Below are 11,942 nucleotides of genomic sequence, written 5' to 3'. Positions count from 1 at the left end.
TACGTGCGTGGACGCGACAGGGAAGCGGGGACGGTCGGCATGCGCAACATCACCCGAAGGAGCCTGCTGGGAGCGGGACTCGGTGCCGCCGCAGCCCTCGGTGCCGCGGGCTGCGGCGCCGGTTCGGGCGGCGGGGGGAAGCGGCGGCGGGACGGCGGTGACGACGGCAGGGCGCCCGGTCCCGGAAAGGAGCCGGTGCGTCTCATAGGCGACGGCTCGACCGCCGACACGGGAGCGCAGCCGAAGCAGCCCGAGGCCCCGGTTCCGCTCGAAGCGGGGCAGACCCCGCCGCAATTCGTGATCTTTTCCTGGGACGGCGCGGGTGAGGTCGGCAACGGGCTCTTCCCACGTTTCCTGGAACTCGCCAGGAACCACGACGCGGCGATGACGTTCTTCCTCTCCGGGCTCTATCTGCTCCCCGAGTCCAGGAAATCGCTCTACCGTCCGCCGAACAATCCGGTCGGCGCCTCCGACATCGGCTACCTCACCGACGCGCACATCAAGGACACCCTGAAGTACGTGCGGCAGGCGTGGCTCGAAGGCCACGAGATGGGCACCCACTTCAACGGACACTTCTGCGGTGGACCCGGTTCCGTGGGCAACTGGACGCCGGCCCAGTGGGAGAACGAGATCGACCAGGCCGTGTCCTTCGTCGTCCGGTGGAAGAGCAACAGCGGCTGGACGGACCTCGATCCGCTCCCCTTCGACTACCGCAAGGAACTCGTGGGCGGCCGCACTCCCTGTCTGCTCGGCCAGGACAGTCTCCTGCCGACCGCGAAGAAGCTGGGCTGGCGCTACGACGCGAGTTCCCCCGGCGGCCGCCAGAAATGGCCCGAGAAGCGCGGCGGCGTCTGGGACCTGCCGCTGCAGGCCGTGCCGTTCCCCGGCCACTCCTTCGAGGTGCTCTCGATGGACTACAACATCCTCGCCAACCAGTCGAAGAATTCGACCAACGGCATGCCTTCCCGCTACCCGGGCTGGCGCAGGCAGGCCACCGACGCCTACCTCAACGGATTCCGGCGGGCCTACGAGTCCAATCGCGCCCCGTTCTTCATCGGCAACCACTTCGAGCAGTGGAACGGCGGCATATACATGGACGCCGTCGAGGAGGCCCTGAAGTCCATGGCCGGCAAGAAGGACGTGCGGCTCGTGTCGTTCCGGCAGTTCTGCGACTGGCTGGACGTACAGGACCCGAAGATCCTCACGAAACTCCGCTCCCTCGAGGTCGGACAGTCCCCTGTGGGCGGCTGGAACGCCTTCCTCAAGAACGCCGCGTAGCCCGCACACCGGAAAGCGGCGTGCGGTGCCCCGACGCGCCATACTCCTTAACCACCCTTGACAAGGGGCGTTACGGGCAGCCAGGGGGGCGGCCAAGATCCCCTGAACCCTCATGCGAAACTTTTCACATGACATCTGCTCCCGCCTCTCGACGCACCCTGCTCGCCGTCGGCGCGCTCGCCGCCGCGCTCACGCTGTCGGCGTGCACCGGTGACGCCAACGGCAGGTCCGGGGGCGGCGGTGACACCAACTTCGTCACCGGCACGGGCGGGATCTCCACCGTCCCCAAGGGCGAGCGCATGGCGGCCCCCCAGCTGTCCGGCAAGGACATCACGGGCAAGCCGCTCGATCTGGCCGACTACAAGGGCAAGGTCGTCGTGCTGAACCTCTGGGGCTCGTGGTGCGCGCCCTGCCGCGCCGAGGCGCCCTATCTGACCAGGATCGCCGAGGAGACCCGGAGCAAGGGTGTGGAGTTCGTCGGGATCAACACCCGCGACCCGCAGACCGGCCCGGCGCTCGCCTTCGAGAAGGACTACGACGTCCGGTACCCGAGCTTCCACGACCCCATCGGCAAGCTGATCCTGAAGTTCCCCAAGGGCAGCCTCAACCCGCAGGCGATCCCGAGCACGATCGTCATCGACCGTGAGGGGAAGATCGCGGCCCGCGCCCTGACGGCACTGGACGACAAGCAGCTCCGCTCCATGATCGACCCCGTGGTCGCGGAGAAGTAGGGATGCAGAACGAGACGGTCATGAGCGGCGCGATGTTGCTCGCGCTTCCCGTCGCCGTCCTGGCGGGCCTGGTGTCCTTCTTCTCCCCCTGCGTACTGCCGCTGGTCCCGGGCTACCTGTCCTACGTGACCGGCGTCACCGGCACCGATCTGGCGGAGGCCCGCAAGGGACGGATGGCCTCCGGGGCCGCGCTCTTCGTGCTCGGCTTCTCGGCCGTCTTCGTCTCCGGAGGGGCCCTCTTCGGCTTCTTCGGCTGGACCCTCCAGGAGCACCGCGAAGTCCTCACCACGGCCCTCGGCGTCCTGATGATCGTGATGGGCGTGTTCTTCATGGGCCTGATGCCCTTCCTCACCCAGCGCGAGTTCCGCTTTCACAAGCGGCCCGCGACGGGACTCGTGGGGGCGCCGGTCCTGGGCGCGCTCTTCGGCATCGGCTGGACCCCGTGCATCGGCCCGACCCTCGCCTCGGTGACGTTCCTCTCCGCTCAGCAGGGCAGCGCCGGCCGGGGGGCGCTGCTGACCGCCGCGTACTGCCTCGGCCTCGGACTGCCGTTCGTGCTCGCGGCCATCGCCTTCCGCAAGGCCCTCGGTGCGTTCGGCTGGGTCAAGCGGCACTACGCCTGGGTGATGCGGATCGGCGGCGGCATGATGATCGCGACCGGCGTGCTGCTGCTCACAGGCGTGTGGGACATCCTCGTGCAGGAGATGCAGAGCTGGTCCAGTGGCTTCCAGGTGGGGATCTGATCGATGGGCAAGACCGACACGACGACGGCGAGCACCGACGCCGCACGGGCCGGGCAGGATGCCGGGGACCTCGGCAGGGCGGGTGAGCAGCTGTCCACCGCCCCGCGGGAGCGGGCCGTGCCCGGCTCCTTCGGCGGACGGCGCGCGCCGGGCCTCGTCGGCGCGCTCGCCTGGGGCATCCGCGAGACGGCCGGCTGGATCCGCTGGTTCTGGCGCCAGCTGACCTCCATGCGGGTGGCGCTGATCCTGCTCTTCCTGCTCTCGCTGGGCGCGATCCCCGGATCCCTCATCCCGCAGAACAGCGTGGACGAGGTGAAGGTCCGCACCTGGAAGACGAACAACGAGTTCTGGACACCGGTCTTCGAGAAGCTCCAGCTCTTCGACGTCTACAGCTCGGTGTGGTTCTCCGCGATCTACATCCTGCTGTTCGTCTCGCTGATCGGCTGCATCGTGCCCAGGACCTGGCAGTTCGCCGGCCAGCTGCGCGGCCGTCCGCCGGGTGCGCCCAAGCGCCTCACCCGGCTGCCCGTGTACACCACGTGGCGCACCGGGGCCGAGCCCGAGGCGGTCCGCGAGGCCGCCCTCGCGCTGCTCAGGAAGCGGCGGTTCAGGGCCCATGCCGCCGGGGACGCCGTGGCGTCCGAGAAGGGCTACCTCCGCGAGGTCGGCAACCTCCTCTTCCACGTCGCCCTGATCGTGATGCTCGTGGCCTTCGCCGCCGGGCAGCTCTTCAAGTCCGAGGGCGGCAAGCTGATCGTCGAGGGCGACGGCTTCGCGAACACCCTCACCCAGTACGACGACTTCAAGTCCGGGTCGTTGTTCGACATCGAGGACCTGCCTCCGTTCCACTTCACCCTGGACCAGTTCACGGGCACGTACGAGCCCAGCGGCCCCCAGAAGGGCACGGCCCGCACCTACGAGGCGGCGGTGACCTACGCCGAGGGCGCCGAGGGCAAGGAGCAGAAGGCCGTCATCCGGGTGAACGAGCCGCTGGAGATCGACGGTTCCAAGGTCTATCTGCTCGCCCACGGCTACGCGCCCGTCGTCACCGTCCGCGACGGCAGGGGCCAGATCGTCCACCAGGCCGCCGTGCCGCTGCTGCCCGTCGACAACAACGTCAGTTCCACCGGCGTCATCAAGGTGTTGGACGGCTACCGGAACAAGGACGGGCGGAAGGAACAGCTCGGCTTCCCGGCGTTCTTCGTGCCCACCTACGCCGGCAAGGGCCGCGGCCAGATGTTCTCGCAGTTCCCGGCGCTGGTCTTCCCGGCGCTCAACCTCAGCGCGTACCACGGCAGTCTCGGCGTCGACTCGGGTGTCCCGCAGAACGTGTACCAGCTGGACACCCGCAAGATGGAGCCCTTCAAGGACGGCAAGGGCGAGGTGTTCAAGCAGACCCTGCTGCCCGGCGAGACGATGAAGCTCCCCGGCGGCGCCGGCTCGATCACCTTCGAGAAGGAGATCAAGGAGTGGGCGAGCTTCCAGATCTCCCAGCAGTCGGGCAACGGACTCGCCCTCGCCGGTGCCGTCGCCGCGATCACCGGACTCGTCGGCTCCCTGTTCATCCAGCGCCGCCGCGTGTGGGTGCGTGCCGTGCGCGGTGAGGACGGCGTCACCGTCGTCGAGATGGCGGGACTGGGCCGGAGCGAGTCCGCCCGGCTCCCCGAGGAACTGGCCGAACTGGCCGCGTCGCTCAACGCCGAGGCGCCGACCGCGCCCGATCCCGAACCTGCCGAAGCTGTTCCCTCCGAAGGGGCTGAGAAGTGAATCTCGCCGCCGCCAACAACGAGAGCCTCGCCGAGTTCAGCAACGTGCTGATCTACTCGGCCATGGCCGTGTACACCCTGGCCTTCCTCGCGCACATCGCCGAGTGGACGTTCGGCAGCCGCAGCAAGGTCGGTCGCACCGCCGCCGCGCTCACGGCGGACGGCGCGTCCACCGCACCGAAGGTCCGGGTCGCCCGCAAGGGCGGCGGGACCGCGGTCCTGGAGCGCCCCAAGGTCGTCACCCGGTCGTCGGCGGGTGCCCGGGACGTGCCCGACGGCCCCGGCGCGGCCGGCGGCGACCAGCAGGGCGACATGTACGGCCGGATCGCGGTCTCGCTGACCGCCCTCGCCTTCCTGGTCGAGGCCGCCGGCGTCGTCACCCGCGCGGTCTCGGTGCAGCGCGCCCCCTGGGGCAACATGTACGAGTTCTCCACCGCCTTCTCCACGGTGGCGGTCGGCGCGTACCTCGGCTTCCTGCTCGCCAGGAAGAACGTGCGCTGGATCGGCCTGCCGCTGGTCACCACGGTCCTGCTGGACCTGGGCATCGCGGTCACCTGGCTCTACACCGAGAGCGACCAGCTCGTCCCGGCCCTGCACTCGTACTGGCTGTGGATCCACGTCTCCACCGCGATCTTCTGCGGTGCGGTCTTCTACCTGGGCGCGGTCGCCACCCTGCTGTACCTCTTCCGGGACTCCTACGAGAACAAGCTCGCCAACGGCGGCGATCCCGGCTCCTTCGCCCGCTCGGTGCTGGAGCGCCTGCCCGCAGCAGCGTCCCTGGACAAGTTCGCGTACCGCATCAACGCCGCGATCTTCCCGCTGTGGACGTTCACGATCATCGCCGGAGCGATCTGGGCGGGCGACGCCTGGGGCCGCTACTGGGGCTGGGACGCCAAGGAGGTCTGGTCCTTCATCACCTGGGTGGCGTACGCCGCGTATCTGCACGCCCGCGCCACCGCCGGCTGGAAGGGCCGCAAGGCCGCGTACATCGGGCTGATCGCCTTCGCCTGCTTCCTCTTCAACTACTACGGCGTCAACCTCTTCGTGAACAGCCTCCACGGCTACGCGGGGGTCTGAGCCGCCGCGCCGGCGCCGGGACGCCCCGGGGACGTCCCGGCAGGCGTCCGAGTGGGCGAGACGCGGTAGCGGACCCGGCCCGCGCGGGCGACGCTGGGTGCCATGACGGAAGCGATCCCGTACGGCACCAGCGAGACCCGTGCCGGCGACGACGGCCCGGTCCACGTCCTGCACTACGTGCTCCATCTGCCGCACCCGGTCGTGCGGGTCTGGGCCGCCGTGGCGACCCCCGAGGGCCTGCCGCAGTGGCTGGCCGCCGCCGACCTGCTGGAACCCCGGCTGGACGGCGCGGTGACGCTCCGTTGGCTGAACGCGGACGAGAGCGTCGACGGGGCCGTGGTCTCCGGGCGGGTCACGGCCTGGGACTGGGAGGCCGTCGCCGAGTACACCGTCGCGGCGCACGGCCGCATCCGCTTCCACATGGAGCCGGCCCCCGCCGACTCGCTCGCCACCGTGCTGCGCTTCACCAACGAGTTCTCCGGCCCGGACGGGCGGCGCCTCGACAACCTGGCCGGCTGGCACCAGCACTTCGAGTACCTGTCCGACGCGCTCGACGGCCGGCCCGCCGACTGGTCCGCCTGGACGCCGGAGCGCTTCGAGCAGCTCCGCGCGGAGTACGCCGCCCGCGCCTGACCTGCCGGCAGGGGACGGCGCCTGCGGAGGATCAGCCGTCGTCGCCGATGTCCTCGCGCCACAGGTCCGGACGGCCGTCGACGAACGCCCTCATCAGCGCCGTGCACGCGGGATCGTCCAGGAGCACGACCTCCACGCCGTGCGCCGCCAGCCAGCCGTGGGCGCCGTGGAACGTCTCCGCCTCGCCGACCACGACCCGGGAGATGCCGAACTGCCGGACCAGCCCGGCGCAGTACCAGCAGGGGGAGAGGGTGGTCACCATCGTCGTTCCCCGGTACGACCGCTGACGCCCCGCGGCGCGGAACGCGTCCGTCTCGGCGTGCACCGAGGGATCGTCGTCCTGGACCCGGCGGTTGCGTCCGCGGCCCAGCAGCGAGCCGTCCGTCCCGTACAGCGCGGCACCGATCGGGATGCCGCCCTCCGCGCGGCCGGCGCGCGCCTCCTCGTAGGCGGTGGACAGCCACCGCCGTGCCAGATCCCGGTCCACGACCCCGGCCCTCCCGTCGTCAGGACGTGCCCGGGTCCTCGTCGCGCTTCGGGTCCTTCGCCCGGTCCCCGGGCTTCCCGGGGCCGCCCTCGTCGTCGAGGGACTTCAGGAACTCGGGGTTGTCGTCGGGCGCCACCCAGCCGCCGCGTCGCGTCGAACGGGGCGCGCCGCGGTCCTTTCCGGCGATCAGCCAGGAGATCGAACCGACGAGCGGGAAGAGCAGCACGAGGATCGCCCAGAGCGGCTTGGGGATGTGCCGGATCTCCTTCTCGTCCGTGGAGATGCAGTCGATGAAGGCGTAGATGCTGAGCGCCAGCGGCACCAAGAACATGAGCACCCGAAGCATTGGCGGCCCCCTGCGTGCGGAGAACGGGGCCGTGGAACGGCCCCCGTGACGAGTCCAGCGTAGCGAGTGGCCGATACTGGACGGCATGGCTTACGACGATCTTCGCTCGCTGCTCCGGGCGCTGGAGCGCGAGGGCGACCTCAAGCGCATCAAGGCCGAAGTCGACCCGTACCTGGAGGTCGGGGAGATCGTCGACCGGGTCCAGAAGTCCGGCGGGCCCGCGCTGCTCTTCGAGAACGTGCGCGGCTCGTCGATGCCCCTCGCCATGAACGTGTACGGCACCGACCGCCGGCTGCTGAAGGCGCTGGGACTGAAGTCGTACGACGAGATCAGCACGAAGATCGGCGGACTGCTGAAGCCGGAGCTGCCGCACGGCTTCGTCGGGGTGCGCGAGGCGTTCGGCAAGCTCGGGGCGATGACGCACGTACCGCCGAAGAAGGTGAAGGACGCACCGGTGCAGGAGGTGGTGCTGCGCGGTGACGAGGTCGATCTGGACCGGCTGCCCGCGCTGTTCACCTGGCCCGACGACGGCGGCTCCTTCTTCAACCTGGGCCTCACCCACACCAAGGACCCGGACACCGGGGTGCGCAACCTCGGCCTCTACCGGCTCCAGCGCCACGACAAGCGCACCATCGGCATGCACTGGCAGATCCACAAGGACAGCCGCAACCACTACCAGGTGGCAGCGCGGCGGGGTGAGAAGCTGCCGGTCGCCATCGCCTTCGGCTGCCCGCCGGCCGTGACGTACGCCTCGACCGCGCCGCTGCCCGGGGACATCGACGAGTACCTGTTCGCCGGCTTCGTGCAGGGCAGGCGGATCGAGATGGTCGACTGCAAGACCGTGCCGCTCCAGGTGCCCGCGCAGGCGGAGGTCGTTCTGGAGGGCTGGCTGGAGCCGGGAAAGATGCTTCCCGAGGGGCCGTTCGGGGACCACACCGGCTTCTACACGCCGAAGGAGGACTTCCCCGCGCTGACGATCGACTGCGTGACGATGCGCAGGCGCCCGCTGCTCCAGTCGATCGTGGTGGGACGGCCGCCGACGGAGGACGGTCCGCTCGGCCGGGCGACGGAGCGCTTCTTCCTCCCCCTGCTCAAGATCATCGTGCCGGACATCGTGGACTACCACCTGCCCGAGTCGGGCGGCTTCCACAACTGCGCGATCGTCTCGATCGACAAGAAGTACCCGAAGCACGCGCAGAAGGTCATGCACGCCATCTGGGGCGCGCACATGATGTCGCTGACCAAACTGATCGTCGTCGTGGACGCCGACTGCGACGTCCACGACCTCCACGAGGTGTCGTGGCGGGCGCTCGGCAACACCGACTACTCCCGCGACCTGACGGTCGTCGAGGGGCCCGTGGACCATCTCGACCATTCCTCCTACCAGCAGTTCTGGGGCGGCAAGGCGGGGATCGACGCGACCCGGAAGTGGCCCGAGGAGGGCTACACCCGGGACGGAGGCTGGCCGGAGATGGTCCTCTCGGACCCGGACACGGCGGCGCTGGTCGACCGCAGGTGGAAGGAGTACGGCCTGTGAGCGCGTCCGCGGCGGCGGTGCCGGGTCCCGGCCGCACCAAGGCGTTCCTGCGGCTGGTGATGATCGAGCATTCGGTCTTCGCGCTGCCGTTCGCGTACATCGCGGCGCTCACCGCGATGTACGAGGGCGGGGGGAGCGTCGACTGGGTGACGCTGCTGCTCGTCACCGTCGCCATGGTGGGCCTTCGGACGTTCGCCATGGCCTGCAACCGGATCATCGACCGGGAGATCGACGCCCGCAACCCGCGGACGGCCGGCCGTGAACTGGTGACCGGAGCGGTGTCGGTGCGGTCCGCCTGGACCGGGGCGGGCATCGCCGTCGTGGTCTTCCTCGGCGCCGCCGCCCTGCTCAATCCGCTGTGCCTGGCGCTCGCACCGGTCGCGGTCGTTCCGATGGTGGTCTATCCGTACGGGAAGCGCTTCACGAACTTCCCGCACGCGATCCTCGGACTCGCCCAGGCCATGGGGCCCGTCGGCGCTTGGTTGGCGGTGACGGGCGCCTGGTCGTGGGACGCGGTGATCCTCGGGCTGGCGGTCGGGGTGTGGATCGGCGGCTTCGACCTGATCTTCGCCTGTCAGGACGTGCAGGCCGACCGGGCCCACGGCGTGCTGTCCGTGCCGGCCCGCTTCGGCATCCCGGCGGCTCTGTGGGGCGCCCGGGCCTGCCACGCCGTGACGACGGCCCTCTTCGTCTGGTACGCCCTCGCCTCCGGCGCAGGGCTCTTCCTCTGGCTGGGTCTGGTGATCGTCGCGGTCGCGTTCGTCTACGAGCACACGATCGTGACGCCGCACGACCTGTCCCGGCTGAACCGGGCGTTCTTCACCGTCAACGGCTTCATCGGCATTGCCCTGTTCGTGTGCGCCCTGATCGATCTGGGTGCTCGGGGCCTCACCCCGTAAATACCGTGCGGCCTACCGAGTGCTTGGACAGGGAGGCCGATCTGACCGCCACCGTCTCGGAGATCGACCGTCCGCACTCGCAGCTCAGCCGTCTCGAGGGCATGTTCCCGGGCTACCGGACGGAGATCGTCGAGGGTGCCGTCGTGATGAGTCCGGTCACACCGCGCCGCGCCAAGACGATCAGGGCGGTGTGGAATGCCCTGGAAACCCAGCTCTCCGACGAGTGGGATGTCATCAGCGACGCCGTGGAATCCCGGACCGGACGGCCATCTCGGCCGGGACACGCTCCCGTACGGCAAGACGTGGTCGTCGAGACGGGCGTCGGAAGGCTCACCCTGGACACGGGAGGACTCCCCGTGGACCCCGTCCGGAGCCTGAGCGCGCCGCCCGCGCCGGCCCGCGTCCGGACCTGAGCGGCCCCGTCAGGCGGTGATCGGGGTCGGCCTGCGGCGGCGGAACACGAAGGCCGCCACCACGCCCGCCACCAGTCCGATGAGGTGCCCCTGCCAGCTCACGCCCGTGTTGGCGGGGGAGAGGCCCAGCAGGATCGAACTGCCCCATATCGCGCCGACGAGCAGACCGACGCCGATGTCCAGCGGCCGCCGGTCCACGAAACCGCGGACCAACAGATAGCCGAAGAGGCCGAAGACGAGACCGGACGCGCCCGCCGTGATCGAGCCCGGCGGCGAGATCAGCCAGACGCCGACGCCGTCGGCGACGATGATCAGCGCGGCGACGGCCAGGAACCGGCGGACGCCGCCGAGCGCGGCGAGGAAGCCGAAGACCAGCAGCGGGACGGTGTTCGACGCCAGATGGCCGAAGCCGAAGTGGAGGAAGGACGCCGGGACGACGTCCGCCAGTTCACCGGGCTCGCGCGGTGTGATCCCGTACGCGTCGAGGCTGTTGCCCGTGGCGTGGTCGACCACCTCCAGCGCCCACAGCAGGGCCACCCAGGCAAGCACCAGCTTGCCGGCCGCCTTCGCCCGGTCTGTCCGGCTCGGCTCGAGCGAGGCTGTCGACATCGTGGCCCCCTGTGATTCCCGCGTCTCTCCCCGGAAACGTCCGGGGCACCTGACTCAGTTCCGCCACCCGGTGGCCGGATAGGCTCAATCCCATGAACGACGCCAACCGCACCCCGTGGGTTGTCGGGGTCTCCGGGGCGTCCGGGACTCCCTACGCCGCAGCCGTACTGCGCGGGCTGCTCGACGCCGGTGAGAGCGTCGACCTGGTGGTGTCGCGGGCCTCGCGGCTCACCCTGCTCGACGAGACGGGGATCGCGTTCCGGGACGCGCGCTGGCAGGACGATCTGCGCACCTGGCTGGAGCGCGGCGCGGACGGCAAGCCCGGGACCTTCCGGGTGGACGTCGGCGAGGTGCGCCACTGGGCGGCCGGTGACCTGGCCGCCGGACCGTCCTCGGGGTCGTACCCGGTGAAGGGCATGCTGATCGTGCCGGCGTCCACCGCCTGCGTCGCCGGTGTGGCGCTCGGGCTCTCCAAGGACCTGCTCCAACGGGCGGCGAGCGTCACGCTCAAGGAACGCCGGAAGCTCGTGGTGGCCGTGCGGGAGACCCCGCTGGGCGGCCAGACCCTGCGGCACCTGGTGGCGCTGGACGAGGCGGGCGCGGTGGTCCTGCCGGCGTCCCCCGCCTTCTACGCGGGAGCGACGCACATCCAGGACCTGGTGGACTTCGTGGCGGGGCGGGTGCTGGACGCGGCGGGCGTCGTGCACGACCTGTACCGCCGCTGGGAGGGAGAGCTGGGGGGCTCCAGGGCCGACTAGCCGACCGACCGGCGACGGGGCCGGGCGGCCGGTGGGACCGGCCGTCCCTGTTCCCGATCGTTCGGACACGCATGGGCAGCGCGGGGTGTTCACCCTGCGTGCCTTGGATTTCACACGTAAAATTGCGGTAGCGATGAATAATGGAAGGCTCAGGCATATGGACGCCGTGGATAGGCAGCTCATCCAGGCCCTGCGCGAGAACGGCAGGGCCTCGTACGCCGAGCTCGGCCGGCTCGTGGGACTCTCCGGTCCCTCCGTCACCGACCGCATCAACCGCCTGGAGGCCGCAGGCGTCATCACCGGCTACCGGGCGACGGTCGACGCCGCCTCGCTGGGTCTCGGCGTCACCGCGCTGATCGGGATCTCCCTCTCCGACGCCGCGGACCACGAGGACGTGGCGCACCGGCTGCGCGACCTGGCGGAGATCGAGGACTGCTGGTTCATCGCGGGCGACGACTCGTACATGCTCAAGGTCCGCGCCAGCGACGTCGACGGACTCGAGAAGACGATCCGCCGGCTGTCGGGGACGAAGGGCGTTTCGCGGACACGTACCACCATCGTGCTGTCCACGAAGTGGGAGAACCGGGTCGGGGGCCTGCCCGAGGAGGTCCAGGGGTAAGGGCTGTTCCGCAATCCCCGGCGGGCGCGCGACGACAGTTACGGCG

The 11,942-nt window shown here is 70.2% G+C and carries 14 protein-coding genes; 11 read left to right on the top strand and 3 right to left on the bottom strand.

What is annotated here, in order from left to right; translation table 11 throughout:
• The first annotated feature begins 39 nt into the window (after nucleotides 1-39).
• From QMZ92_RS28525 to QMZ92_RS28500, 6 genes are all read left to right on the top strand, one after another.
• Nucleotides 40-1,278 carry a polysaccharide deacetylase family protein gene (locus QMZ92_RS28525; protein ID WP_283300388.1) on the top strand — a complete coding sequence of 413 codons (1,239 nt, stop codon included), beginning with the start codon at nucleotides 40-42 and terminating at the stop codon, nucleotides 1,276-1,278.
• Between the two features lie 128 nt (nucleotides 1,279-1,406).
• Nucleotides 1,407-2,009: a TlpA family protein disulfide reductase gene (locus tag QMZ92_RS28520; RefSeq protein ID WP_283300387.1), complete on the top strand. Its 603-nt coding sequence runs from the start codon at nucleotides 1,407-1,409 to the stop codon at nucleotides 2,007-2,009.
• A 2-nt stretch (nucleotides 2,010-2,011) separates the two neighbouring features.
• On the top strand, nucleotides 2,012-2,752 hold the full coding sequence (locus QMZ92_RS28515) for a cytochrome c biogenesis CcdA family protein (protein ID WP_283300386.1): 741 nt from the start codon (nucleotides 2,012-2,014) through the stop codon (nucleotides 2,750-2,752).
• 3 nt (nucleotides 2,753-2,755) lie between these two features.
• Entirely contained in the window at nucleotides 2,756-4,519 is a 1,764-nt protein-coding gene (gene resB / locus QMZ92_RS28510) for a cytochrome c biogenesis protein ResB (RefSeq protein WP_283300385.1), read from the top strand.
• Entirely contained in the window at nucleotides 4,516-5,595 is a 1,080-nt protein-coding gene (gene ccsB / locus QMZ92_RS28505) for a c-type cytochrome biogenesis protein CcsB (RefSeq protein ID WP_283300384.1), read from the top strand. The genes resB and ccsB overlap by 4 nt, the downstream gene beginning before the upstream one ends.
• 102 nt (nucleotides 5,596-5,697) lie before the next feature.
• On the top strand, nucleotides 5,698-6,228 hold the full coding sequence (locus QMZ92_RS28500; RefSeq protein WP_283300383.1) for an SRPBCC domain-containing protein: 531 nt from the start codon (nucleotides 5,698-5,700) through the stop codon (nucleotides 6,226-6,228).
• Between the two features lie 31 nt (nucleotides 6,229-6,259).
• Here QMZ92_RS28500 and QMZ92_RS28495 read toward each other — a convergent pair whose 3' ends face one another.
• Together QMZ92_RS28495 and QMZ92_RS28490 are read right to left on the bottom strand one after the other, a co-directional pair.
• Nucleotides 6,260-6,715, bottom strand: a complete 456-nt coding sequence (locus QMZ92_RS28495) for a nucleoside deaminase (RefSeq protein WP_283300382.1) — start codon at nucleotides 6,713-6,715, stop codon at nucleotides 6,260-6,262.
• Between the two features lie 19 nt (nucleotides 6,716-6,734).
• Nucleotides 6,735-7,061, bottom strand: a complete 327-nt coding sequence (locus QMZ92_RS28490; protein WP_349307773.1) for a PLD nuclease N-terminal domain-containing protein — start codon at nucleotides 7,059-7,061, stop codon at nucleotides 6,735-6,737.
• Between the two features lie 85 nt (nucleotides 7,062-7,146).
• On the opposite strand from QMZ92_RS28490, the gene QMZ92_RS28485 reads away from it, so the two are divergent.
• Genes QMZ92_RS28485 through QMZ92_RS28475 form a run of 3 tightly spaced genes read left to right on the top strand, consistent with a single transcriptional unit; the run spans nucleotide 7,147 to nucleotide 9,910 of the window.
• Nucleotides 7,147-8,598 (top strand): menaquinone biosynthesis decarboxylase, encoded by a 1,452-nt coding sequence (locus QMZ92_RS28485; RefSeq protein WP_283300381.1) that lies wholly within the window; start codon nucleotides 7,147-7,149, stop codon nucleotides 8,596-8,598.
• A complete protein-coding gene (gene mqnP / locus QMZ92_RS28480) occupies nucleotides 8,595-9,497 on the top strand; it encodes a menaquinone biosynthesis prenyltransferase MqnP (protein WP_283300380.1) in 903 nt (300 codons plus the stop codon). Before QMZ92_RS28485 ends, mqnP begins: the two co-directional genes overlap by 4 nt.
• Nucleotides 9,498-9,520: 23 nt before the next feature.
• Nucleotides 9,521-9,910 carry a hypothetical protein gene (locus QMZ92_RS28475; protein ID WP_283300379.1) on the top strand — a complete coding sequence of 130 codons (390 nt, stop codon included), beginning with the start codon at nucleotides 9,521-9,523 and terminating at the stop codon, nucleotides 9,908-9,910.
• Between the two features lie 9 nt (nucleotides 9,911-9,919).
• Here the strand turns inward: QMZ92_RS28475 and QMZ92_RS28470 are convergent, their stop codons facing one another.
• Nucleotides 9,920-10,519 (bottom strand): rhomboid family intramembrane serine protease, encoded by a 600-nt coding sequence (locus tag QMZ92_RS28470; RefSeq protein WP_283300378.1) that lies wholly within the window; start codon nucleotides 10,517-10,519, stop codon nucleotides 9,920-9,922.
• A 92-nt stretch (nucleotides 10,520-10,611) separates the two neighbouring features.
• Here QMZ92_RS28470 and QMZ92_RS28465 point away from each other — a divergent pair, with 92 nt between their 5' ends.
• Together QMZ92_RS28465 and QMZ92_RS28460 are read left to right on the top strand one after the other, a co-directional pair.
• Nucleotides 10,612-11,277, top strand: a complete 666-nt coding sequence (locus QMZ92_RS28465; protein WP_283300377.1) for a UbiX family flavin prenyltransferase — start codon at nucleotides 10,612-10,614, stop codon at nucleotides 11,275-11,277.
• Nucleotides 11,278-11,434: 157 nt separating this feature from the next.
• A complete protein-coding gene (locus QMZ92_RS28460; RefSeq protein ID WP_283300375.1) occupies nucleotides 11,435-11,896 on the top strand; it encodes an Lrp/AsnC family transcriptional regulator in 462 nt (153 codons plus the stop codon).
• Nucleotides 11,897-11,942 lie beyond the last annotated feature (46 nt).

Origin of the sequence: Streptomyces sp. HNM0645 (assembly GCF_030056615.1) — a bacterium.
GTDB lineage: Bacteria > Actinomycetota > Actinomycetes > Streptomycetales > Streptomycetaceae > Streptomyces > Streptomyces marianii.
Note: the sequence above shows the minus strand (reverse complement) of the source record. Positions and strands in the feature narration are given on the sequence as shown.

Bases quoted from the DNA above. Each gene is read 5' to 3' on its own strand.
- QMZ92_RS28525 (WP_283300388.1), top strand. From the start codon at position 40: ATGCGCAACATCACCCGAAGGAGCCTGCTGGGAGCGGGACTCGGTGCC.
- QMZ92_RS28520 (WP_283300387.1), top strand. From the start codon at position 1,407: ATGACATCTGCTCCCGCCTCTCGACGCACCCTGCTCGCCGTCGGCGCG.
- QMZ92_RS28515 (WP_283300386.1), top strand. From the start codon at position 2,012: ATGCAGAACGAGACGGTCATGAGCGGCGCGATGTTGCTCGCGCTTCCC.
- resB (WP_283300385.1), top strand. From the start codon at position 2,756: ATGGGCAAGACCGACACGACGACGGCGAGCACCGACGCCGCACGGGCC.
- QMZ92_RS28500 (WP_283300383.1), top strand. From the start codon at position 5,698: ATGACGGAAGCGATCCCGTACGGCACCAGCGAGACCCGTGCCGGCGAC.
- QMZ92_RS28490 (WP_349307773.1), bottom strand. From the start codon at position 7,061: ATGCTTCGGGTGCTCATGTTCTTGGTGCCGCTGGCGCTCAGCATCTAC.
- QMZ92_RS28485 (WP_283300381.1), top strand. From the start codon at position 7,147: ATGGCTTACGACGATCTTCGCTCGCTGCTCCGGGCGCTGGAGCGCGAG.
- QMZ92_RS28470 (WP_283300378.1), bottom strand. From the start codon at position 10,519: ATGTCGACAGCCTCGCTCGAGCCGAGCCGGACAGACCGGGCGAAGGCG.
- QMZ92_RS28465 (WP_283300377.1), top strand. From the start codon at position 10,612: ATGAACGACGCCAACCGCACCCCGTGGGTTGTCGGGGTCTCCGGGGCG.
- QMZ92_RS28460 (WP_283300375.1), top strand. From the start codon at position 11,435: ATGGACGCCGTGGATAGGCAGCTCATCCAGGCCCTGCGCGAGAACGGC.